Source organism: Mesorhizobium waimense (assembly GCF_003601975.1).
Lineage (GTDB): Bacteria > Pseudomonadota > Alphaproteobacteria > Rhizobiales > Rhizobiaceae > Mesorhizobium > Mesorhizobium waimense.
Genome location: NZ_QZWZ01000002.1, coordinates 289,274 through 311,925 on the forward strand (window position 1 = coordinate 289,274; position 22,652 = coordinate 311,925).

At 63.4% G+C, this 22,652-nt stretch carries 24 protein-coding genes and 1 tRNA gene; 16 read left to right on the plus strand and 9 right to left on the minus strand.

Annotated features, from left to right (window positions below; all coding sequences use genetic code 11):
- Window positions 1-22 precede the first annotated feature (22 nt).
- The 4 genes from nthA (at window position 23) to D3227_RS03935 (ending at window position 2,943) form a co-directional block, all read left to right on the plus strand.
- Window positions 23-628, plus strand: a complete 606-nt coding sequence (gene nthA, locus D3227_RS03920) for a nitrile hydratase subunit alpha (protein WP_120012698.1) — start codon at window positions 23-25, stop codon at window positions 626-628.
- Window positions 625-1,284, plus strand: a complete 660-nt coding sequence (gene nthB / locus D3227_RS03925) for a nitrile hydratase subunit beta (protein WP_120012700.1) — start codon at window positions 625-627, stop codon at window positions 1,282-1,284. Before nthA ends, nthB begins: the two co-directional genes overlap by 4 nt.
- Window positions 1,271-1,669 carry a nitrile hydratase accessory protein gene (locus D3227_RS03930; RefSeq protein ID WP_120012701.1) on the plus strand — a complete coding sequence of 133 codons (399 nt, stop codon included), beginning with the start codon at window positions 1,271-1,273 and terminating at the stop codon, window positions 1,667-1,669. Before nthB ends, D3227_RS03930 begins: the two co-directional genes overlap by 14 nt.
- Window positions 1,670-1,815: 146 nt before the next feature.
- The gene (locus D3227_RS03935) at window positions 1,816-2,943 is read left to right on the plus strand and encodes an ATP-dependent DNA helicase (RefSeq protein ID WP_120012703.1); all 1,128 of its coding nucleotides are present in this window, start codon (window positions 1,816-1,818) and stop codon (window positions 2,941-2,943) included.
- Here the strand turns inward: D3227_RS03935 and D3227_RS03940 are convergent, their stop codons facing one another.
- The gene (locus tag D3227_RS03940) at window positions 2,944-3,348 is read right to left on the minus strand and encodes a SpoIIAA family protein (RefSeq protein WP_120013044.1); all 405 of its coding nucleotides are present in this window, start codon (window positions 3,346-3,348) and stop codon (window positions 2,944-2,946) included.
- Between the two features lie 108 nt (window positions 3,349-3,456).
- On the opposite strand from D3227_RS03940, the gene D3227_RS03945 reads away from it, so the two are divergent.
- Together D3227_RS03945 and D3227_RS03950 are read left to right on the plus strand one after the other, a co-directional pair.
- A complete protein-coding gene (locus tag D3227_RS03945) occupies window positions 3,457-4,197 on the plus strand; it encodes a pyridoxine 5'-phosphate synthase (RefSeq protein WP_120012705.1) in 741 nt (246 codons plus the stop codon).
- Between the two features lie 103 nt (window positions 4,198-4,300).
- On the plus strand, window positions 4,301-6,220 hold the full coding sequence (locus tag D3227_RS03950; protein WP_120013045.1) for a potassium transporter Kup: 1,920 nt from the start codon (window positions 4,301-4,303) through the stop codon (window positions 6,218-6,220).
- Between the two features lie 280 nt (window positions 6,221-6,500).
- On the opposite strand, the gene D3227_RS03960 is transcribed toward D3227_RS03950, so the two are convergent.
- On the minus strand, window positions 6,501-7,394 hold the full coding sequence (locus tag D3227_RS03960; RefSeq protein ID WP_120012707.1) for an SDR family oxidoreductase: 894 nt from the start codon (window positions 7,392-7,394) through the stop codon (window positions 6,501-6,503).
- Between the two features lie 136 nt (window positions 7,395-7,530).
- Between D3227_RS03960 and D3227_RS03965 the strand changes: the two genes are divergently transcribed.
- Together D3227_RS03965 and D3227_RS03970 are read left to right on the plus strand one after the other, a co-directional pair.
- On the plus strand, window positions 7,531-7,935 hold the full coding sequence (locus D3227_RS03965) for a winged helix-turn-helix transcriptional regulator (RefSeq protein ID WP_120012708.1): 405 nt from the start codon (window positions 7,531-7,533) through the stop codon (window positions 7,933-7,935).
- A 90-nt stretch (window positions 7,936-8,025) separates the two neighbouring features.
- On the plus strand, window positions 8,026-9,264 hold the full coding sequence (locus tag D3227_RS03970; RefSeq protein ID WP_167480582.1) for an FAD-dependent oxidoreductase: 1,239 nt from the start codon (window positions 8,026-8,028) through the stop codon (window positions 9,262-9,264).
- Here the strand turns inward: D3227_RS03970 and D3227_RS03975 are convergent.
- A complete protein-coding gene (locus D3227_RS03975; protein WP_245451650.1) occupies window positions 9,212-9,940 on the minus strand; it encodes a glutathione S-transferase family protein in 729 nt (242 codons plus the stop codon). The two genes, D3227_RS03970 and D3227_RS03975, sit on opposite strands and share 53 nt — an antisense overlap.
- Window positions 9,941-10,349: 409 nt before the next feature.
- Here D3227_RS03975 and D3227_RS03980 point away from each other — a divergent pair, with 409 nt between their 5' ends.
- From D3227_RS03980 to D3227_RS03990, 3 genes are all read left to right on the plus strand, one after another.
- Window positions 10,350-11,036: a TetR/AcrR family transcriptional regulator gene (locus D3227_RS03980; protein WP_120012710.1), complete on the plus strand. Its 687-nt coding sequence runs from the start codon at window positions 10,350-10,352 to the stop codon at window positions 11,034-11,036.
- A gap of 23 nt (window positions 11,037-11,059) precedes the next feature.
- A complete protein-coding gene (gene ilvC, locus D3227_RS03985) occupies window positions 11,060-12,079 on the plus strand; it encodes a ketol-acid reductoisomerase (protein ID WP_120012711.1) in 1,020 nt (339 codons plus the stop codon).
- Between the two features lie 240 nt (window positions 12,080-12,319).
- Window positions 12,320-12,598 carry a PilZ domain-containing protein gene (locus D3227_RS03990; protein WP_120012712.1) on the plus strand — a complete coding sequence of 93 codons (279 nt, stop codon included), beginning with the start codon at window positions 12,320-12,322 and terminating at the stop codon, window positions 12,596-12,598.
- A 32-nt stretch (window positions 12,599-12,630) separates the two neighbouring features.
- Here the strand turns inward: D3227_RS03990 and D3227_RS03995 are convergent, their stop codons facing one another.
- Both D3227_RS03995 and D3227_RS04000 read right to left on the minus strand, forming a co-directional pair.
- The gene (locus D3227_RS03995; protein WP_120012713.1) at window positions 12,631-12,915 is read right to left on the minus strand and encodes a PilZ domain-containing protein; all 285 of its coding nucleotides are present in this window, start codon (window positions 12,913-12,915) and stop codon (window positions 12,631-12,633) included.
- 172 nt (window positions 12,916-13,087) lie between these two features.
- Entirely contained in the window at window positions 13,088-13,621 is a 534-nt protein-coding gene (locus D3227_RS04000) for a BA14K family protein (protein WP_120012714.1), read from the minus strand.
- Window positions 13,622-13,798: 177 nt separating this feature from the next.
- Here D3227_RS04000 and D3227_RS04005 point away from each other — a divergent pair, with 177 nt between their 5' ends.
- Together D3227_RS04005 and D3227_RS04010 are read left to right on the plus strand one after the other, a co-directional pair.
- Entirely contained in the window at window positions 13,799-14,911 is a 1,113-nt protein-coding gene (locus tag D3227_RS04005; protein WP_120013046.1) for an endonuclease/exonuclease/phosphatase family protein, read from the plus strand.
- Window positions 14,912-14,913: 2 nt separating this feature from the next.
- Window positions 14,914-15,645, plus strand: coding sequence for a hypothetical protein (locus tag D3227_RS04010; protein ID WP_120012715.1), 732 nt, complete (start codon window positions 14,914-14,916; stop codon window positions 15,643-15,645).
- A gap of 334 nt (window positions 15,646-15,979) precedes the next feature.
- Here D3227_RS04010 and D3227_RS04015 read toward each other — a convergent pair whose 3' ends face one another.
- Complete coding sequence (locus tag D3227_RS04015; RefSeq protein ID WP_120013047.1) at window positions 15,980-17,101, minus strand: 1-aminocyclopropane-1-carboxylate deaminase; 1,122 nt, start codon at window positions 17,099-17,101, stop codon at window positions 15,980-15,982.
- A 146-nt stretch (window positions 17,102-17,247) separates the two neighbouring features.
- Between D3227_RS04015 and D3227_RS04020 the strand changes: the two genes are divergently transcribed.
- A complete protein-coding gene (locus D3227_RS04020) occupies window positions 17,248-17,724 on the plus strand; it encodes an Lrp/AsnC family transcriptional regulator (RefSeq protein WP_120012716.1) in 477 nt (158 codons plus the stop codon).
- A gap of 201 nt (window positions 17,725-17,925) precedes the next feature.
- Here D3227_RS04020 and D3227_RS04025 read toward each other — a convergent pair whose 3' ends face one another.
- From D3227_RS04025 to D3227_RS04035, 3 genes are read right to left on the minus strand one after another with little or no spacing between them, the layout of a single operon-like run.
- Entirely contained in the window at window positions 17,926-19,143 is a 1,218-nt protein-coding gene (locus D3227_RS04025; protein WP_120012717.1) for an ABC transporter permease, read from the minus strand.
- A gap of 4 nt (window positions 19,144-19,147) precedes the next feature.
- Window positions 19,148-19,900 carry an ABC transporter ATP-binding protein gene (locus tag D3227_RS04030; protein ID WP_425374476.1) on the minus strand — a complete coding sequence of 251 codons (753 nt, stop codon included), beginning with the start codon at window positions 19,898-19,900 and terminating at the stop codon, window positions 19,148-19,150.
- Complete coding sequence (locus tag D3227_RS04035) at window positions 19,857-21,149, minus strand: efflux RND transporter periplasmic adaptor subunit (RefSeq protein WP_120012721.1); 1,293 nt, start codon at window positions 21,147-21,149, stop codon at window positions 19,857-19,859. Before D3227_RS04035 ends, D3227_RS04030 begins: the two co-directional genes overlap by 44 nt.
- 113 nt (window positions 21,150-21,262) lie before the next feature.
- Here D3227_RS04035 and D3227_RS04040 point away from each other — a divergent pair, with 113 nt between their 5' ends.
- Window positions 21,263-22,174, plus strand: coding sequence for a PhzF family phenazine biosynthesis protein (locus D3227_RS04040; protein ID WP_120012723.1), 912 nt, complete (start codon window positions 21,263-21,265; stop codon window positions 22,172-22,174).
- Between the two features lie 103 nt (window positions 22,175-22,277).
- A tRNA-Lys gene (locus D3227_RS04045) sits at window positions 22,278-22,353 on the plus strand.
- The last annotated feature ends 299 nt before the right edge of the window (window positions 22,354-22,652 follow it).

Here is a 22,652-nt window from a genome sequence, read left to right on the forward strand (position 1 = left end):
CCGGCGATCGTAGTTTGCGGTCATGTCCCATGATCATGACCACGACAACGAGCTCGATCCTTTTGCCGCGCGGGTGCGCGCGCTGGAGACGATCCTCACCGAGAAGGGCCTGATCGATCCGGCCGCCATCGACGTCATCGTCGACACCTACGAGACAAAAATCGGCCCGCGCAACGGCGCCAAAGTGGTGGCGAAGGCCTGGGTCGACCTGGAGTTCGCCGCCTGGCTGAAGCGCGATGCGACGGCGGCGATCGCCTCGCTCAGCTATACAGGCCGGCAGGGCGAGCACATGCAGGCCGTTTTCAACAGTGAGGCGACGCACAACCTCGTCGTTTGCACCTTGTGCTCCTGCTATCCGTGGTCGGTGCTCGGCCTGCCGCCGGTCTGGTACAAGGCGCCGCCCTACCGCTCGCGCGCGGTGATCGATCCGCGCGGCGTGCTGGAGGAATTCGGCCTGACCTTGCCGGCTGCGACAAAAATCCGCGTCTGGGATTCGACCGCCGAACTGCGCTATCTGGTCGTGCCGATGCGGCCGGAAGGGACAGAAGGCTGGAGCGAGGAGCGGCTGGCCGAACTGGTGACACGCGATGCGATGATCGGCACCGGCCTGGCGAAGGAGCCGGCATGAACGGGCCGCAGGACCTTGGCGGGCAGATGGGTTTCGGGCCGGTCGCGCCTGAAAAGGACGAACCCTATTTCCATGCAGATTGGGAGAGGCGGGCGCTTGGCGTGACGCTCGCCGCCGGCGCCATGGGCGCCTGGAATATCGACGAGAGCCGGCATGCGCGCGAATCGCTGCACCCGGCCGACTATTATGCCTCGAGCTACTACCAGATCTGGATCAAGGCGCTGGAGGTGCTGTTGAAGCGCCACGGGTTCGTCAGCGAGCACGATCTGGCTGCCGGCAGGGCGGTCGATGCCACGGCGACGCCCAAAAGGGTGCTGAAGGCGGAAAACGTGTCGGCGGTGCTTGCCAAGGGCGGTCCCTGCGACCGGCCGGTTGCGATGCCGGCGCTGTTCAAGGCCGGCGATCTCGTGCGGACCAAGAATTTCAATCCGACCGGCCACACGCGGCTGCCGCGCTATGCGCGCGGCAAGCAGGGAACAATCGAAGCGGTGCGTGAGGGTTTTGTCTTCCCCGACAGCAACGCGCATGGCCAGGGCGAAAATCCGCAATGGGTCTATACGGTGGTTTTTGACGGCGCCGAGATCTGGGGCGAGGGGGCCGACACGACACTCACCGTCTCGATCGACGCCTGGGAGAGCTATCTTGAGCCGGCATGAGGCTGCCGCTGGATTGCCGGCGGGTATCGACGAGCCGGTGTTCACGGAGCCATGGCAGGCCGAAGCCTTCGCCATGACTGTAGCGCTGCACGACAAGGGCTTGTTTTCCTGGGGCGAATGGGCCGATGCGCTGGCCACCGAGGTCAATAGGCCTGGTGCGGCGAGCGACGGCCATGACTATTACGAGCACTGGCTGGCGGCGCTGGAGAAGCTGCTGTCGGCCAAGGGCGTTGCCGGCAAAGGCGATGTCGATGCGCTTGCGGCAGCTTGGGAACGCGCCGCACATGCGACGCCGCACGGCAAGCCGATCCTGCTGGAGAATGATCCACGCTCGACCGAAGGTCGTAGCGGCCCGACCAACGGTCGTGGCGGCGCGGGCGCATAGGCGGCGGCCTCACTGTTTGTTCCCTTTACGTTCCGATCGGCGCCTGATAGTTTGGGTTGTCGGAGCTGGTTGGCGACGCCATTCGGCGACAACGATGGTGGGCAACCGATCTTGTCTTTCCCTTGCGAATCCGGTCTTTCGCGCTGATGGAATTTTCTCCCCAACAGGACGACGCCCTGAAGGCGGTCGCCCGCTGGCTCAAGGAGGGCCGGCCGCAGCTCTTCCGGCTGTTCGGCTATGCCGGCACCGGCAAGACGACGCTGGCGCGCTATTTCGCCGAGCATGTCGACGGCCACGTGCAGTTCGCCGCCTTCACCGGCAAGGCGGCGCAGGTGCTACGCTCCAAGGGGGCGACCAACGCCCGCACCATCCATTCGCTGATCTACAGGCCCAAGGGCGAGGAATCGGTGTCGGACGAGGTGACCGGCAAGACCTCGATCTCGCCGACCTTTTCGCTCAACCGGCAGAGCCCGATCTCGCGCGCCAAGCTGGTCATCATCGACGAATGCTCGATGGTCGACGAGCAGCTTGGCCGCGACCTGATGAGCTTCGGCACGCCGATCCTGGTGCTCGGCGATCCCGGCCAGCTGCCGCCGATCTCGGGCGGCGGCTTCTTCACCGACCACGAACCGGATGCGCTGCTCACCGAAATCCATCGCCAGGCGCGTGACAATCCGATCATCCGGCTGGCGCTCGACGTGCGGGAAGGCCGCGAATTCATGCGCGGCGACTACGGCACGGCGCAAGTCATCGGCAAGGAAGATGTCAACCAGGAACTGGTGCTGAAGGCGGACCAGGTGCTGGTCGGCACCAATCGCACGCGCCGGCGTTACAACCAGCGGCTGCGCGAATTGAAGGGGTTCAATGCCGACTATCCGCAGGCTGGCGACAAGCTGGTCTGCCTGCGCAACGACCCGGCCAAGGGACTGCTCAATGGTTCGTTGTGGAAGGTGATGACCTCGTCGCGCGAGACGGTGAAGCCGGGCATCAACCTTCTGGTCTCGCCGGAAGAGGACGATCCGGACCGCGGCGTCGCCAAGATCAAGCTGCTCAAGGCGGCATTCGAGGATCCGGATGCCGAGATTCCGTGGCAGCAGAAGAAGCGCTTCGACGATTTCGACTATGGCTACGCGCTGACCGTGCACAAGGCGCAGGGCTCGCAATGGAACGAGATCGTGCTGTTCGACGAAAGCTGGGCGTTCAAGGAAACCCGCCAGCGCTGGCTCTACACCGCGATCACCCGCGCGGCTGAACGGCTGACGATCGTCAGATGATTACGATCGCCCAGTTGGCCTGGCGCCGAGCCAGCGCCATGCCGCCGCTTCGTCCTCCCAGTCGAAATGCCTGAGTTCGAAAGGCGGCGGCGTGGCAAAGAAGCCCTGCGCGTAGGGGATCCAGTCCGGGTCACCGACCGCGGCGCAGCGGCGGATATGCTCCAGGGCATGGGCCGTGCCCTGCCTGGCGGTTTCGTCTGACACGTGGGACCAGTCGACGCCGTCGTGGTCGATCAGGCGCACCAGCACGTCCAGTCTTGGATGGAGCGCATAGGCCGCCTCCAGCAGTCCGAACAGGTTTTCAGCGTCGGCGGCCGCCACATGGCCGACAATATCGACAGCGAAAAGGTCGTCGCGGTCGGTGTCGATGCGGCGCACCGCCGGCACGGCGTCGAGAAAATTCAAGGGCTGTTCCTTTCGCGGTTCATCCCCTTGGAACACCCAAAACCCTCTGTCTGTTCCCGACAAAGGCGCTATAGATGCGCCCCGTCTCGTGAAACTGGACCCGAAGCCATGCCCGCAAAGCTCTCCGTCAACCTCAATGCCATCGCCATGCTGCGCAACCGGCGCGACCTGCCATGGCCGAGCGTCACCGGGCTCGGGCGACTCGCTCTTTCCGCCGGCGCTCATGGGCTGACCGTGCATCCGCGCCCCGATGAGCGGCATACGCGGCACTCCGATTTGCCGGAGATCCGGGCCTTGATCGACGATGAGTTTCCCAAGGCCGAGTTCAACATAGAAGGGTATCCGTCCGAGGATTTCCTGGCACTCGTGGAAAGGCACCAGCCGGAACAGGTGACGCTGGTGCCCGACGATCCGGCCCAGGCAACGTCGGACCATGGCTGGAACTTCGCCACGGACGCCGCATTCCTCACTCCGATCGTAAAACGCCTGAAAAAAGCAGGCGTGCGCGTGTCGTTGTTTTCCGATTCGGATCCGGACGGCGCAAGGATCGCGCGCGATATTGGCGCCGACCGGATCGAACTCTACACAGGGCCGTACGGCAGCTGCCATTCCGATTCCGCCGAGGCGGCCAAGGAATTGGAAAGATTGGGAAAAACAGCGGATGCTGCGCTCGCCTCGGGGCTGCAGGTCAATGCCGGGCACGATCTCACGGTGAACAACCTGCCGGCGCTGGCCAAGCGCATGCCGGCCTTGGCAGAAGTGTCGATCGGACATGGGTTGACAGCCGATGCGTTGGAGTATGGCATGGCCGGCACGGTGGGGCGGTTTCTCAGGGCTTGCGGATGGTAAAGAGGCAAGCCCCGCGTTGCCGGCATGGAAGCCATAACGTCGGGGCACTTGATATTGCATTGCAGCAAGCGTAGAGCACCGCGCGTTTATCGGAGTGTCGTTTATGGCCCTTGCCAACACTGGTAGTGAGGCAGAACCCGTCGACCAATCGAGCCATCCTGAAATCGAGCAGCATAGCACCAAGGTGCTGATGCTGGGCGCGCTCGGCGTGGTCTATGGCGACATCGGCACCAGTCCGATTTATGCGTTTCGTGAGGCATTGCATGCTTCGTCCGGCGGCGATGTCGCCGAGCGTGGCGATATTCTCGGGGTGCTCTCGCTGATCATCTGGTCGCTGGCGATCATCGTCACCATCAAATATATCATGTTCGTGCTGCGCGCGGACAACCGCGGCGAGGGAGGCGTGCTGTCGCTGATGGCGCTGGCGCGCGGCAGCTTCCCGACGCGGTCGGCGGTCATGCTCGGCGTCGGCATCGTCGGCGCCTCGCTGTTTTTTGGTGACGCCGTCATCACGCCGGCAATCTCGGTGCTTTCTGCGGTCGAGGGCATGAATGTCGTCACGCCGACGTTCCAGCCCTATGTGGTGCCGCTGACATTGCTCATTCTCGCCATAGTGTTCGCGGTGCAACGGTTCGGCACGGGCGGCGTGGGCCTGGTGTTCGGCCCGGTGACGGCCGTATGGTTCCTGGCCATCGGACTTTCCGGCCTGAACCACATCATCGACGACCCGGAAATCCTGCTGGCGGTCAGCCCGCACTACATCGTCGCCTTCCTGATCAACTCGCCTGACGTCGCCTTCGTCACGATCGGTGCTATTTTCCTCGCCGTTACCGGCGCCGAGGCGCTCTATGCCGATCTCGGCCATTTCGGGCGCAAGCCGATCGTCCTCGCCTGGCTGGCGATCGTGTTCCCTTGCCTGCTGCTCAACTATGCCGGACAGGGCGCGTTCGTGCTGGCGCATGGTGGCGTCGTCGGCCATCCCTTCTTCGAGATGAACCAGGGATGGACGCTTATCCCGATGGTGGTGCTGGCGACGGCGGCAACCGTGATCGCCAGCCAGGCGGTGATTTCCGGCGCCTTTTCGCTAACTAGGCAGGCGGTGCAGCTCAACATGCTGCCGCGGCTCGAAATCCTGCATACGTCGGAAAAACAATCCGGCCAGATCTACATGCCGCGCGTCAATCTGCTGCTGGCGCTGACGGTTATGCTGCTGGTCGTCGGTTTCGGCGAATCGAGCAGGCTTGCCTCGGCCTACGGTATTTCGGTCACCGGCAACATGCTGGTGACGACGGTGCTGCTCTTTGTCGTCATGACCCGTATCTGGAAATGGCGGCTCTGGGTGGCAATCGCGATGACGGCGTTGTTCGCCTTCATCGATATAGGCTTCTTTGCCTCCAACATCGTCAAGGTCTTCGAAGGCGGCTGGGCGTCGCTGGCGGTGGCCTTCACCGTCGTGCTCGCCATGTGGACCTGGGTGCGCGGCAGCCGCTATCTGTTCGACAAGACGCGCCGCAACGAGATCCCGCTCGATTTCCTCGCCGGCAATCTGTTGAAGAAAAAGCCGCAACTGGTGTCCGGCACGGCAGTGTTCCTGACCAGCGATCCACTGAGCGCGCCGACCGCGTTGATGCACAGCCTGAAGCACTACAAGGTGCTGCATGAACAGAACGTCATCCTTTCGGTGGTGACGGCGCCCCAGCCGGTGGTGCCCGACAGCGACCGCGTCAAGATGGAGACGGTCAACGAGTTGTTCATGCGGGTGACGCTGAACTTCGGCTATATGGAACAGCCGAACATTCCGCGCGCGCTGGCGATCTGCCGCAAGCAGGGCTGGAAGTTCGACATCATGACGACGTCCTTCTTCCTGTCGCGGCGTTCGCTCAAGGCCTCGCCCAATTCCGGCATGCCGGTGTGGCAGGACAAGCTGTTCATCGGCCTGGCGCGCACGGCTGCGGATGCGACCGAGTATTTCCAGATCCCGACCGGGCGCGTTGTCGAGATCGGCACGCAGGTGGCCATCTGACAGCGGTGCGGAAATAGCTGCTTGGGGGTGACCTTTTGCACCCCCTCTGTACTGCCGGGCATCTCCCCCACTAGTGGGGAGGTTGGCAGCTTCGGCGGCGACGCTCTCCTTGCGACATCGGAGATTGGCGAAAGCCAGGATGACGGCCGATCTCCCCCCAAGCAAGTGGGGGAGATGTCGGGTAGGACAGAAGGGGGGCGCTGTCCCGCCGGCATCTCAGGGTTACGCACCGCTGCGTCGCCCACCAAGCCGGTGCCTGCACTGTGCGCCGAAAGCGCCGTCAGCCGGCCAGGGCGGTTTTGTTCGCCTCGAGGAACTCTCTCAGCGTTTGCGGCTTCCTGCCGGAAAGCGTTTCGATCGCGTCGGTCACCATGGCGATGCGGCCCGAGCGTGTGTTGGCGTCGAAGGAAACGATGACGCGAGCGAATTCCTCGGGAACGCCAGCTGCCTTCACGCCCTCGGTCAAGGCCTCGTCGGGCAGCTGGATGACGTCCAGCGGCTTGCCGGTGACTTCGCTGACCAGGGCAGCGATCTCGGCCGTCGTATGCGCCTGCGGACCGGTCAGCGTGTAGATCTTGCTTTCGCTCGAGCCGGAAGCGAGGCCGGCGGCGATGGCCGCTGCCATGTCGTCGCGCGCAGCGTGGGCAATACGGCCATCGCCCGCGGACGTGTACCACTGTCCCGAGGCGATCGCGTGCGGCAGCGCCATGAACAGGTTCTCCTGGTACCAGCCGTTGCGGAAGATCGTATAGGGGATACCGCTGGCCTTGATCGCCTGCTCGGTGCCGTAATGGTCGCCGGCAAACAGCACAGGCGAAACCGGTTCAGGGTTGGGCATCGAGGTGTAGAGCAGGTGCGAAACGCCGGCCTGTTTGGCCGCGGCGACGGCTGTCTCGTGCTGCTTCAGGCGCCTGCCGCCTTTGAGATCGAGATCGCCGGTCGAAATGATCAGCACCCTGTCGGCGCCCTTGAATGCGTTTTCCAACGAGGCCGCGTCGCTGAAGTCGGCGGCCCTGACAACGACGCCGCGCGCCGCCAAGTCGGCCAGGCTTTCGGGATTGCGCGTGGCGGCGATGATCTGCGCAGGCGCAACTTTGTGTGCGTCCAGGAGATAATGGATGACGCCGCGGCCAAGCTGGCCTGAGGCGCCGGTGACGAGAAGGGTTTCGGTCATCGGGAGATCCTGATTTTGCGCCGAAGCGGCGAGTGCTGTAACGGTCTCAAAAAGAGAGCAGCACTAAAATAGGAATTGACCCGTTGCCGTAAAGAAGGCAGTTTTTCGGGAGGTAGGCACACGCAGGGAACCAGCGATGGACGGCAAGATCGTCAATCTGAAATCGAAGCTCGAGATCTACAAAGCCATGACGGCGGGCGCAAATTTCGCCGATTGTCCGGTTCGCGACGTCATGCGGGGCATCAATGGCAAATGGAGCCCTTTGCTGGTGATGGCGCTGGCGGAAAAACCGTATCGCTTCGGTGAGCTGCGCCGGCTGGTTCCCGACATCTCGCAGCGCATGCTCACGCAGACGCTGCATGAGCTGCAACGCGATGGCTACGTGCATCGCGAGGTGTTCCCGACCAAGCCACCTAGTGTCGAATACAGCCTGACCGACCTCGGACGGTCGATGTTCCATCCCTTGTATCAACTCGTCCAATGGGCCGAGCTCAACCATGAGGCGGTGCGCGAAGCGCGCGCTACCTTCGACGCTGACTAAGCTTGAACTCGTCTTTCGAAGCGTCAAAGCGCCGAGTTGATTTGGCGATGCCCCTGAGGGATTGTGCCCGCCAGTTGGGTTGGGCGGGCAATGGAAAAATCTCTCGACATCGCGATTGCCGGCGCTGGGCCGGCGGGGCTGGCCACGGCGCTCTATCTGAAACGCGCCGGGCACCGCGTCACCGTCTTCGAGCGCTTCGACGAACCGAAGCCCGTGGGTTCGGGGCTGATCCTGCAGCCGACCGGGCTGACCGTGCTTGCCGATCTCGGTCTGCTCGACGACATCCTGGCACTCGGCAGCCGTATCGATCGCCTGCACGGGGCGGATGCCAGCAGCGGCCGCACGGTGCTCGCCGTCCGCTACGATGCGCAGCGCGGCCGCCGGTTCGGGCTGGCGGTGCACCGTGCCGCGCTGTTCGGCGTGCTGTTCCGCGCCGCCCTGCGCGAGGCGATTGCCATCGAAACCAGTGTCGAGATCGAGGCGCTGGAGACCGGCGAACGCGCGATGCTCGCCTGCGCCAACGGAAGAAGGATCGGACCTTTCGATCTCGTCGTCGACGCCAGCGGTTCGCGCTCGAAGCTGCGTCAGTGCCTGAAGGATCTGGGCGAGGTGCGCTCGCTCGCCTATGGCGCGTTCTGGGCCTCGCTCGGCTGGCGGGGCGAGGGCTTTGACGAAAACGCGCTGCTGCAGCGCTACGGCAAGGCCAGAATCATGGTCGGCGTGCTGCCGATCGGCCGGCCGGAACCCGGCGCTGAAAGGATGGCAGCCTTCTTCTGGAGCCTGAAGCCGGCGGACGCCGAGAGCGTGCGGGCCGCGGGGATCGACGCCTGGAAGGCGAGGGTGGTCAGCCTGTGGCCCGAGTGCGAGGCGTTCACCAGGCAGCTCGACAGTTTCGACCAGCTTTCGCTGGCGCGCTATGGCCATCATACGATGAGGCTGCCGGCCCGCCGTCGGCTGGCGATCATCGGCGACGCCGCGCATTCGACCAGCCCGCAGCTCGGGCAAGGGGCGAACATGGCGCTGCTCGATGCAGCGGCGCTCAGCCACGCGCTGGCAAGGACGACCGGTGTCGACGAGGCACTGGAAGCCTATGTGCGGGCGCGACGCTGGCACGTGCGGATATTCCAGGCGCTGTCGCTGGCGTTCACGCCCTTCTATCAGTCGGACTCTGTGGCACTGCCGTTCGCGCGCGACAGGCTGGTGGCGACGGTTGCGAAAATCCCGCCGGCGCCGCAATTGCTCGCTTCGCTGGTGGCCGGAACGGTGATCGATCCGTTCAGGCGGATCGGGCTAAAGGAAGCGAATTGGCCGGATCGTTCCTCAGGATGAGTTCCGAAAGATGCGACCGCTTCGCCAGCAGGAAGGCATGCAGCCGCGGCGGATAGTCTGAGGCAACCGCGTCCCTTACCGACTGGCGTTCGCTCAATGCCTTGCGCCAGGCCCGGACAAGCGGCTTCTCGTCGAGAATGCCGAAATCGCCGATCCGGTCGAAGACGTCGAAATAGCGGAAGATCGGTCCGTAGACCGCGTCGACGAGTGAAAAGCGCTCGCCGGCGAACCATGATCCTGGGGCGTTGCGATCGGCCAGTTCCGACTCGAGCCGATCGAACATCGCCGACAGGCCCTCGCTTTCGGCACGGAAGGCGGCCTCGCAGGACGCGGAGTAGAACCGCCCGATGCCATTCAGAATAGCCGAGCCGAATTCGATCCAGGCGCGGTGGCGGGCACGGGCGAGCGGGTCGGCGGGATGCAGCGGATTGGTCTCCGTCTCCTCGAGGAATTCGAGGATGACCGCCGATTCGAAGATCGCTGTCTCCTCGCCATTTTGCCGGACGCGCAGCAGCGGCACCTTGCCGAGCGGGGAAATCGCCTTGAACCAGGCCGGCTTGTTGGCAAGATCGATGGTGATGCGTTCGAACGGCACGCCCTTCTCCGTGAGCGATATCGCCGCGCGCTGCACATAGGGACAGAGATGATGGCTGACCAGGATGAGCTTGCCGGTCATCTTCGCGATCAGGCCACCCGTATCCTGGATGTCGGTCACGATCAACGTCCATGGCCACGGCAAGATGATCAGCACCGCCCCGACCAGATAGGCGAGACTGCTGGTCTGCCACCAGGCAAAGACACCGAGAACAAAGGCAACAACCGCGATCGAGGCCTGCATGACGGCACCGCGCTTGTAGGAGGGCTGCCATTCCTGCAGCAGCGGCCGATCTTCCAGTCGAAGCCGGGCCGGCTGCTCGGCGACGCTTACATAGATGGCAGCACCCGTGAAAGCGGCAGCAACGGCCAGTGCAAGCAATCCGATTAACATCGCGCATCCCGGGATTTGGATCCTTTGGGACAAATAGCGCTTGCCCCGGGCCGGGCAATGCGCCATAGAAAAGCCGAACCGTAACGTACGGTACGCTATGTGGGCGACTGACACTCGGGGCAGGAAGAAAAGTTTGTTGCAGGCAAGCGCCAATATCGACACCAGCGAAACGCTGACGGAGCGGCAGAAGGCCGTGCTGGATGCAGCGCTTCGTCTGCTGGTCGAGGAGGGCGATCAACTGACCATGACGGCGGTGGCGCGGCGGGCGAGCTGCTCCAAGGAAACGCTCTACAAATGGTTCGGTGACCGCGACGGGCTCTTGACGGCGACCGTGCAGTGGCAGGCCTCCAAGGTGCGCGTGGCGCCGGTCGATCGAGAGGGGCACATCGCCTCGCTGACCGCGAGCCTGGAGCGCTTCGCGTCCGACTGGCTCAACGTGATCTCGAGCGACACTTCGATTGCACTCAACCGCGTCGCGGTCAGCCATGCAGGATCGGGCAAGGACAACCTTGGCGCCGTCGTGCTGGAGAATGGCCGCTTCGCTTTGGCCCGGCGCCTGAAGCCGGTGCTGGAAGCAGGTCGTCAGGCCGGGCTTCTCGACTTTTCGGATGCCGAGACGGCGTTCCGGAGCTTTTTCGGGCTGGTCGCCCGCGACGTGCAGATCCGTCTGCTGCTCGGCGACCGGCTGGAATTGACTGAGGCGACAATCGGCGGCGATGCCGCCCGGGCGACGCAGCAGTTTCTCGCTCTTTTCGGAGCAAAAACCGGGCCACAAGGCCTCTGATACCAAACGGGAAGGAAGACGAAATGCGTGTCTATTACGATCGCGATGCCGATCTCAACCTGATCAAGGGCAAGAAGGTCGCCATCATCGGCTATGGCAGCCAAGGCAGGGCGCACGCGCTCAACCTCAAGGATTCCGGCGCCAAGGACATCGCCATCGGCCTCAAGGCCGGCTCGGCGACCGCCAACAAGGTCGAGGCCGACGGCCTCAAGGTGATGACCGTGGCGGAAGCCGCCAAATGGGCCGACCTGATGATGATGGCGACGCCCGACGAATTGCAGGCCGACATCTACAGGAACGAGATCGCGCCGAACATCCGCGACGGTGCCGCGATCGCCTTCGCGCACGGCCTCAACGTGCATTTCGGCTTGATCGAGCCGAAGGCTTCGGTCGACGTCGTCATGATCGCGCCCAAGGGTCCGGGCCACACGGTGCGCGGCGAATACCAGAAGGGCGGCGGCGTGCCGTGCCTGGTCGCGGTCAACCAGGACGCCTCGGGCAACGCGCTTGATCTGGCGCTGTCCTACGCCTGCGGCGTTGGTGGCGGCCGTTCGGGCATCATCGAGACCAATTTCCGCGAGGAATGCGAGACCGACCTGTTCGGCGAGCAGGTTGTGCTGTGCGGCGGCCTGGTCGAACTGATCCGCGCCGGCTTCGAGACGCTGGTGGAAGCCGGCTACGCGCCGGAAATGGCCTATTTCGAGTGCCTGCACGAGGTCAAGCTGATCGTCGACCTGATCTATGAGGGCGGCATCGCCAACATGAACTACTCGATCTCGAACACCGCCGAATGGGGCGAGTACGTCTCGGGTCCGCGCATCATCACCGCCGACACCAAGGCCGAGATGAAGCGCGTGCTGAAGGACATCCAGACGGGCAAATTCACTTCGGAATGGATGCAGGAATACCGCGCCGGCCTGTCGCGCTTCAAGGGCATCCGCCGCAACAACGACAGCCACCAGATCGAGGAAGTCGGCGCCAAGCTGCGTGCGATGATGCCGTGGATTTCCAAGAACAAGCTGGTCGACAAGGCCAAGAACTAAAGCGCTCCACGGTCCTTTGCCTTGCGCGTCCTCGGGCTTCGCCTTGCGATCGCGCGGGTGATCGCGAAGAACAAGCTCTTCGAAAAGATTAAAATTAGTATCACCTAATATTAATGAGAACGAAAAAGGCCGGCGGAGCGATCCGCCGGTTTTCTCTTATCTAGGTTGTTTCATTCCGATACGAAAATACTGGCATGCGATTCGCTTTGTACACTCCGGGACAATGGAGACTGCAGCAAAATGAATATGATGTTGGGTGGCAATGCGTTCTTTGGCGAGCGCCGGGCGCAGCGCCGGCGGCGCGCGCTCAAAGGGGCAACGCTACGGTTCAACAATGGGTTTGGCGCGATGGAGGGCGCGGTACGCAACGAGTCCGAAAACGGTGCGCAACTGAGCTTTGGTGACACAATCGGCGTGCCGTCGGGATTCGAACTCTCCGTCAATGGCGCCGAGCACAGCCGTTCGGCACGCGTGCGCTGGCGCTCGCAGACGCTTGTCGGTGTCGAATTCGTCGACTGAACGGGGTTGCGGGCCGTGCTGCCGCCCGGCGCTCAGCCGTAGTGCCAATGCGGCTTCGGCTCGGTGCCGGTGAATTCGACGCCGATGCGACCCTCGCTGCGCCAGCGGACCACGGCCTTGTAGCCGATGCCGTCGGCCGGCACATAGAGCAGGAACTCGTCCGGCACGCGCGCGCCGATCGGGACTTTGAGTTCGGCGCCGCCCGCATGCATGTTGCGCAGCGTGCATTTGACTTCGGAGTTGGTGATGCCGGTCAGGATCGACGCGCCCTTGAGCACGCGCTGCCGGTGCCTGTCTCTGTTTTCGTCCTCGGCCATGGTGCGGAATCCCCAGGGGCGATCGTCGCTCGGGGAGCGCTCGGATCAGACCAGTCGATAAACCGGCCTGATAAACAGAGCGTTAGCGTCGATCGGCTTTGTCGGAACCGGTCGCCGAAAGCAAAGCGGCGCCGCATCGTGCGACGCCGCCGGGCATTCCTGTATCTGCCGCTCAGCTATAGGGCGACCAGCACTGCTGGCGGGGACCATTGTAAGGCTGGAACGTATTGTCCCACGCCCGGTAAGAGCGGTAGCGATCGTAGCACCACTGGACATGGGCACTGGACGACCGGTATATGCGCCGCGGCTGAACGTAGCGCGGATAGGGATCGTAATAATTGCCGTAGGCCAGGCTGCCCAAGCCCAGGCCTAAGCCCAATCCCAGAAGGGCCGCGTCACCACCGAAATGGCGGCGGTGATGGTGACGTCTCCAACGCCAGTCGTCGCCATTGTCCCAGTTGCGGGAAAAACGACGCTCGCGGAAATTGCCGCCACGGTTGCGCCAGCGCCAATCCCGATAGACCTGCCGGTCATTGCCGCCAGCCCATTCGTCGCGGATGGGTGTGATCCCGGACGCCGCGGAACTGGCCGGGATCGAAAGATCGGGTTGCACGATCGGGCCGGCCGGCGACGGAGCCGTCAGGCCCGCCACAAGACCCAAGGTCATCAGACCGGATCTGACAGAAGACAAAAAGAGCGGTTTCATGGCACTCTCCGAAGAACAAGGCCCCACGCCCAGATTACCCGGGAAGAAGCCTATTGATGGAACTTTCCGTCTGAACGGACGATGAACGGAAAGGTTCCGTCAACCATGGCGATCAACCATGACGGGCAGAGATCAGGCCCTTGTCTTCGTGCCTGCTTGCAGGCAAAGGTCACGGCCATGTCGCTGCGCCTTGCCACCTTCAATGTCGAGAACCTGATGAACAGGTTCGATTTCTCAGGCTATCGCAACCAGCTCAACGAGGACCGCACGCTGGCGCTCTTCGATATCAAGAGCGAGGCCGAATACAGGATGCTGGAGCAGGCCCGCGCCATCGCCCAGTCCGACGACACGCGCCAGCTGACGGCGCTGGCGATCGCCGCCACCCGCGCCGACATCATCTGCATGCAGGAGGTCGACAATATCGAGGCGCTGAAGGCCTTCGAATATGGCTATCTGTTCAAGATGGTGGGAGAGGGCTACCGGCAGAAATACACCACGGCCGGCAATGATTCACGCGGCATCGACGTCGCCGTCATGATGCGCAACGAGACCGCGCAGGGCCAGCCGATCGAGTTCGTGCGCATGACCAGCCACGCCTATGTCACCTACGAGCAGTTCGGGCTGCACACGCCGGAACTGGCTGCACTCGGAAACCAGGCCAATGAGCGCATCTTCCGCCGCGATTGCCTGGAGATCGACCTGGCGGTGGGCGGCGTGCAGCTGACGCTCTACCTCGTGCATTTCAAGTCGATGGGCTCGCCCCGCAACGGGCTTGATGGACGCGAGGCGACGATGCCGATCCGTATCGCCGAGGCGCAAGCCGTCCGGCGGATCATAGAGGAACGTTTCGGCAAGGATCATGCCGCCGACAAGCGCTGGGCGATCTGCGGCGACATGAACGATTACCGGCAGCGGGTGAAGATCGAGGGCGATAATTTCGATGGCTACCGCTTTCAGGTGATAGACGAGAGCCAGTCCTGCATCAACGTTTTGACCGCCGGCGGCTTTTGCGAAAACGTCGTCGAGCGGCGGCCGGAAATGGATCGCTGGAGTTTCTACCACACGCGCGGGCCGCAGGAGCGGCATCTGTGCCAGCTCGACTACATCCTGTTGTCGAAGGGACTGGCGGCGAAGAACGCGACAGCGGTTCCCGACATCATCCGCAGCGGCCAGCCCTGGCGCACAATCTTTCCCGCCGGCCAGGAAGTCGACCGCTTCCCGCGCGCCGGCTGGGATCGGCCGAAGGCGTCCGACCACTGCCCGGTGGCGATCACGCTGGACATGGCCTGATCGTGAGCTTCGACTTGCCGCGCAACGTCATCCTGCCGGTCGACGCGGTCGACGTCCGGCTCGACCCCGGCCCGCATCCGTTCGAACGCGACAACGGCCAAGCGATCGCAGAGAATTGGCAGCGCGAGATGGAGGCGAACCCGGCGCTGTTCGACGGCACGGTGGTGCTGCTCTCGGCGCTCGCCTACTACGACAACCGGCTGGTGGGGCGCTGCCATGCGGTAAAATACTCGACCTTCATGCTGTGGCGGCAGAACCGCCAGGGGACGGGCGCCGAACATGCCTATGCCCATGCCATGCTGGTCGCCGGCGACAATGCGCTGGTGGCGATCCGCATGGGTGCGCACACGGTCAATGCCGGGCGCGTCTATTTCGCCGCCGGCTCGTTCGAACCGATCGATTTCCGCGATGGGCTTGTCGACGTCGACTTCAACATGATCCGCGAGGTAGGCGAGGAGACCGGGATCGATCTGTCGGGTGCCGCACGCGGCCAGCGCTACCACGCGCTATCCTCGCCGAGCGGCACGGTGATCGTCCGCCGTTATAGGGTTGCCGAGCCGGCCGACGAGATCGCGCAGCGCATCTCAGCTTTCGTCGCCACCGAAGCTGAGCCCGAAATCGAAGGCCCGGTGATCATACGCCATGCCGTCGACCTGCCGGAAGGGTTGATGGGGCATATGAAGCCGCTCATCGAGTGGCATTTTGCGGGCAGCGATGAGGACCCCGGCCTATAGTGTCTTACGCTGCGACCATTGCGGCTCGTTGGTGACTATTTGTCCAGTATCCGTTTGGCCAATTCTACTTGATAGACACTTCGCGGGTGTCTTCTGCGTCGCCATGCGTTGAGGCCCGACAGATCGCTCATATAAGCAGCTACAAGAAACACGGATGCAACCACGGCAACGGTGTAATATAGGACTGTGGCCTAGGCATATTTCTCCATTTGAGTTCACTCCTCGCTCGAAAGTACGATTCATAGCTCACCGATGCTGAGCGATTCGTTTCGAGAATGTGCTCATCGAGCGAGGTCGCCTTGCGCCGATACCCGTCGCAAGGACGGGGGTCGGATTATGGAAAGAGCGGCGGTAGCGCGTCGTGCGGCGCGCTTTCCCGGACGCCAGGCTCACTTATAGGGACCGCTGCTGATTGCGGCCGGTTCGGAAGGCTGGCGCCGTCGTCCTTGTAATAATAGCTGTAGCCATTGATGGCCGGCGCACCACCGAGATGCGCGTAGAGAATTCTTGAACCGTCGGGGAAGAAGCCCTTCCTGGTCAGGTCGATCAGGCCCTGCATCGACTTTCCCTCGTACACCGGATCAGTGATCATGGCCTCGGTGCGGGCCGCCAGCCGGATCGCGTCGTTCGTGGCGTCCGACGGAACACCATAGGCCGGATAGGCATAGTCGGGATTGATCACGATTTCGTCGTCGCGGACGGCGCGGCCGAGGCCGACGAGGGCGGCGGTGTCGTCGACGATGCGGCGGACCTGCGCGCGGGTCTGGTCAAGCGTCCCGGAAGCGTCGATGCCGATCACCCGGTCGGCGCGGTCTTGCGCGGCGAAGCCAACAATCATGCCGGCCTGCGTCGACCCGGTCACAACGCACACGATGATGTAGTCGAAAGCGAAGCCAAGCTCGGCTTCCTGCGTGGCCACCTCCTCGGCGAAGCCGACATAGCCCAGCCCACCGAACTTGTGCACCGAGGCGCCGGCCGGGATCGGGTAGGGCTTGCCGCCCGCGTCCTTCACCGACTGGATCGCGTCCTCCCAGCTCTTGCGAATGCCGATGTCGAAGCCGTCGTCGACGAGCCGGCTGTCCGCGCCCATCAGGCGCGTCATCAGGATGTTCCCGACCCGGTCGTAGACCGCATCAAAGTGGGGCACCCATTTTTCCTGGATCACCACGCACTTCATGCCGATCTTGGCGGCCGTCGCGGCGACCATGCGCGTATGGTTCGACTGGACGCCGCCGATCGACACCAGCGTGTCGGCGCCGGATGCGATCGCGTCCGGCACGATGTATTCGAGCTTTCGTAGTTTGTTCCCGCCCATGGCGAGCCCGGAATTGCAATCATCACGCTTTGCGTAAACCTGCACCTTTCCGCCCAGCGCTGCGCTCAGCCGCGGCAGGTGCTCGATGGGCGTCGGGCCGAAGGTCAGCGGATAACGTTCAAATTTTGCGAGAAGCGACATCGATCTGTCTCCGCCGTGGTCGTTTTCCATGGGCGGATCATAAGCGGGATCTTGCGAAAGGTGCTCTCGAACTTGCTTATGGAATTTACACATATCCTACATAAACGCGGTATAACTGGCTCAATGATCCATAAAGGCCCATAGAAATGGAAGAATCTTCCACTGAAACTCTCGACCGCATCGACGTCAGGATCCTGCGCGCACTGCAGGCCGAGGGACGGCTGACCAATGCCGACTTGGCGGCCCGCGTGAATGTCAGCGCCGCCACCTGCCATCGGCGCACGCAACGCCTGTTCGAAGAGGGCTACATCACCGGGGTCAGGGCGGAGGTCGCGCCCGCTGCGGTAGGGCTTGGCGCGCTGGTCATGGTCGGCGTCGTGCTCGACCGCTCGACACCTGAAAGCTTCGCTGCTTTCGAAGAGGCCGTGCACAAGCTCAAGGAAGTCCTGGATTGCAATCTCGTGGCCGGCGACTTCGACTATCTGTTGAAGATAAGAGTTCGCGATATGGCGGATTTCAACAAGCTCCATGGACAGAAGCTGATCGCGCTACCAGGCGTTCGGCAGACCCGGACTTTCTTTGTCATGAAGGAGGTCAAGGAGAACGCGCGACTGCCGTTTTGACAGGTTGCAGCTCAGAAGGGCACGTAAGGGAACCTGTCCGCTTTTCGCGCGGAGCCGGCTAGCTCTTCGGCACTGTCCTCGCTGGGTAACAGGAGACGCTTGGCTGGTCCCTGTTTCCACGTTTTGGCGATGGTCAGCGTTGTGCCTTCTCTTGCACCGCCTTGCGGTCGTTGCGGCGGACAGGTTTCCGGCGCGGCTGCTCTATTCGTGCCGCAGCGCGTCGATCGGGTCGAGCCTTGCACCACGCAGCGCCGGGAAGAAACCGAACACCATGCCGATCAGCGCGGAAAAGCCGACGGCGAGCAGGATGACTGCCGGGCTTGGTGAAAAGGGGATGGTCAGTGTCACCGAGGCAATGGCGGCCAGCGCCAGGCCGATGAGGATGCCGATAATGCCGCCGAGCAGCGACAGCACAGTGGCCTCGACCAGGAACTGGATGAGGATATGTTTCTCGTGCGCGCCGATGGCGAGCCTGATGCCGATCTCGCGCGTGCGCTCGGTGACAGACACCAGCATGATGTTCATGATGCCGATGCCGCCGACCAGCAGGCTGACGCCGGCGACCGCGCCGAGCATGCCGGTCATCGTCGTGGTGGCGCTGGCCATGGCGTCGGCGATCTGGGTCATGTCGCGGATCGAGAAATCGTCATCGCGGTCGGGCGTGATGCGGCGCGTGTCGCGCAAGATGTCCTCGACACGCGGCTGCAATTCGGTGGTCGGCGTCCGGTCGTCGGCAGCGATGTAGATCGAATCGATATCGCGGTTGCCGGCGATGCGGCGCTGATAGGCTGCGAGCGGCATCAGCACGACATTGTCCTGGTCCTGGCCGAAGCCGGTATAGCCCTTCGGCTCCAGCAGGCCGATGATCTTGCAGGAGGTACGGTTGACACGGACGATCTCGCCTTCGGGATCGCCGGCGCCGAAGAATTGCTGGCGCACCGTCTCGCCAACCAGGCAGACGCCGGCGCCGGAGCGGGTTTCGGAATCGCTGAACGGACGGCCGGAAACCAGCTTCCAGTCGCGGGCATCGAGATAGGCACTGTCGGTGCCGGTGACGCCTGAGGTCAGGCTCTCGGTGCCGAAGATGACCCGCACCTGTTTTTGCGAGGCGGGCGAAATGGCGCGCGCGCCGCTGAGATGCGCGACCAGCGCGGCAAGGTCCTTTTCGGCAAGTGGACGGACCACCTGGTCGAGCCCGCCCGGTCCGCCGGGACCAGCCGGGCGGCCGGAGCGGACGACGAGCAAATTGCTGCCGAGCTTGGAGATGTCGGCCTTGACCTTTTCGGTGGTGCCGGAACCGATCGTCAGCATGGCGATGACGGCGGCGACGCCGATGACGATCCCGAGCAGGGTCAGGAACGAGCGCAGCACGTTGCGGCGGATCGAGATCAGCGAGAGGCGGACGGTTTCCCAGATCATCGCTCTACGCCATCTCGAGGTTCTTGCTGTCCGACGCGACATGGCCGTCGAGGAAGCGAATGGTGCGCTCAGCGTAGGCTGCGACGTCGGCCTCGTGCGTGACCATGGCGATGGTCAGGCCAAGCTCGGCGTTCAGCCGTGTCAGCAATTCCATGATCTCGTGCGTGCGTGCGGTGTCGAGATTGCCGGTCGGCTCGTCGGCGACGAGCAGCGTCGGCCGGGTGACGATGGCGCGCGCGATCGCCACGCGCTGCTGCTGGCCGCCGGAGAGTTCTGCCGGCGTGTGATGCTCGCGGCCGACAAGGCCGACCTCCGCCAGCGCCTGCATGGCAAGCGCGCGGCGCTCGCTTCTGGCGACGCCACGATAGATCAGCGGAAGCTCGACATTTTCGGCCGCCGTGGTGCGCGGCAAAAGGTTGTAGCCCTGGAAGACGAAGCCGACATAGAGGTTGCGCAGCAGGGCGCGGCGGTTGCGGTCGAGCCGTCCGGCGTCGATGCCTTCGAAACTGTAGGTACCCGACGTTGGCGTGTCGAGGCAGCCGATGATGTTCATCGCCGTCGATTTTCCCGAACCGGACGGACCCATGATGGCGACGAATTCGCCCTTGCGGATGGCAAGGTCGACGCCGGCCAGCGCATGCACCCGGGCCTCGCCCTGGCCGTAGCTTTTCCAGACCTTGTCGAAACTGATGAGGACGGGGCCTGACACGGTGTCAGCTCCGCAACTGCGAGCCGGTGATGACCTCAGCGCCCTCATCAAGGCCCGAGGTGATCTCGGTCAGTTCGCCGTCGGTGGAGCCGATCTTGACGTTGACGGCACGCGGCCGGCCGTTTTCCAGCACGTAGAGCGTGCGCGAGCCGTCGGTCGGGGTCGTCGTCGTGGCCTGGCGCTGGCGGTTGCCGCCGGGGCGGCCCATGCGGCCGGTGAACAGGTCCCTCAGGCTCCAGCTACGGGCGGCCTGCGCCGGCCGGTAGCGGAAGGCAGTGGACGGCACGGTAAGCACGCCCTTGGCTTGCTTGGTCACGACAGAGACAGTGGCGGTCATGCCGGGCCTGAGCAGAAGCTCGTTGTTGTCGACCTCGAGGCGCGCGTCATAGGTAACGACGCCATCGGTGGTGACGGAAGCGTAGGAGATGTCGCGGATCTCGGCGTCGAAGGGCCGCTCCGGGAAAGCGTCGACGGTGAAGCGCGCATGCTGGCCGGTCTTGACCGCGCCGATGTCGGCCTCGTCGACAGCCGCCTTCAATTCCATGTTCCTGAGATCGGCAGCGATGACGAACAGCACCGGCGCCTGCAGCGAGGAGGCGACGGTCTGGCCGGGATCGACCGAGCGCGTCAGGATGATGCCGTCTATGGGGGCATAGATGGTGCTCTTGGCGAGGTCCGTCTGCTGCGCCTTGAGGTCGGCATTGGCGATGGCAAGATTGGCTTCGGCGCTGTCGAGTGCGGCCTTGGAGCGGTCGCGCGTCGCGGTGGCCGCCTCAAACGACTGGTCCGTCGCCATGCCGCGCTTGGTCAGCGCCGCCGCGCGCACAAGCGCCTTTTCGTTCTCGGCCAAGGTTACGGTGGCGTCCTCGAGACTTGCCGCCGCTGCCTTGGCGGACGCCTGGGCGCGCTCGATCTGCACCTCGAGCTTGGCGGTGTCTAGCGCCGCCAGCACATCCCCCTTCTTCACCTGCTGATTCTCGTTGACCGAGACCGAACGGACAACGCCGGACAGTTCGCTGGAAATATCGACCTGGGTGAGGGGCTGCAGCGTGCCGGTGGCGGAGACCGCAACGGTGAGGTCGGCAATGGCGGCCGGCACGGTCGTGTAGTCGATGTTGGCGGGCGCGCCGGCATACCATTGGTAGCCGCCGATGCTGACGGCAATAGCGATCAGTGCCAGCAGCGCGTAGAGCCAGCCACGACGACGCTTCTTCCTCACGCCGCCTCGATCAAGCCCAAGCGCTGTCTCGATGGCGGAATCCGATTCCGCCTTTGGCGGATTGACAAGCTGGTCCAAGCTGGACCCCTATTGATGCGAAAGCGTCCCTATGTGTGTACAGATCAGGCCTGTTGGTTCGGATTTCAAATTAAATTTCGCTCATGTTGGGATCAAGGCGGAGGACTTCTGGCATGCAGCCGCGGAATTACTTGCTTTACGACGTGTTTACGACCGAGCGGCTGGCCGGCAACCCGCTGGCTGTCGTGCTGGATGGCAAAGGACTGGACACGGCCGCGATGCAGGCCATCGCGCGTGAGTTCAACCTGTCCGAGACGGTCTTCGCGCTGCCGCCCGACAATCCCAAGCACCGTGCCCGCATTCGCATCTTCACGCCTGACTACGAAATGCCGTTCGCCGGCCATCCGACCGTCGGCTCGGCGATCGCGCTCGCCGAACGGGCCGGGGATGGGGAGGCCGCCGGCATCTTCGTGCTGGAGGAGAATATCGGTCCGGTGCGCTGCGCCGTCAGCAAGCACGACGGCGCCACCTTCGCCGAGTTCGACCTGGCGAAGCTGCCGGAGCGGCTGGAACTGTCCGCCGCGCCGGAGGCGATCGGTGCCGCCCTTGGCCTCGCGCCGCACGAGATCGGCTTCGAGAATCATCGCGTCTCGTTCTGGTCGGCGGGCGTGCCTTACGTGACCATCCCCGTCGCCAATCTGGAGGCAGCCGCCCGGATAAAGCTGGACAACCAGGCGTGGTCAGAACTGGCGCCGCGCAAAAGCGAGTGGGCCTTCGCCAGCCCCTATGTCTACTGCCGCGAGACGGTGAACCACGAAAGCGCTTTCCATGTCCGCATGATCGTTCCCGGCAGTCCGTCCTATGAAGACCCCGCGACCGGTTCGGCGGCGGCCGCCTTTGCCGGCGCCATCATGCATTTCGACGGTCCGACGGACGGCGTTTCGCAGCTGTGGATCGAGCAGGGGCTGGAGATGGGCCGGCCGTCGCGCATCCGTCTCGAACTCAATGTCGAAGGCGGAAAACTGGCGTCCGCCCGCATTGGCGGCCATGCCATCAGGGTGGCGGAAGGCAAGCTTTTCGTTTGAGCGCGAGCGGCTTGGTCGATTTGTCGGGAAATGATTCCGGCAGGGCTGGACATCCCCGAAATCGGCGGCTATATGCCCGCCGACGCCGGTTTTCCGGCCGAGTGGGTGCGTAGCTCAGTTGGTAGAGCAGCTGACTCTTAATCAGCGGGTCCACAGTTCAATCCTGTGCGCACCCACCAAATTTTTCAAAAACTTGGTGGAAAAGACCTTGGAACGATGGGACGTGAGGCGGTTCGCGTCAACGTGAACGTTCTTGTTCATAAGCAGCGTTTGCCGGGTTCAAAAACGCGGCTCAGAAACCTGCCGAATCGAAAAGCGATATTGGCGTCCGCAGGCAGCGTTCCGGTCGCAGATGAACGAGGAGGCGGCCCGTTGATCGCTGCCTGAGCAAACCGCGGTCGCTAACTTTAAGGTTATGCAGTAAGGTTAATCGCACGTATGAGTTGCATACGGCAAGATTTGCTTTAAAAGTAGTGGC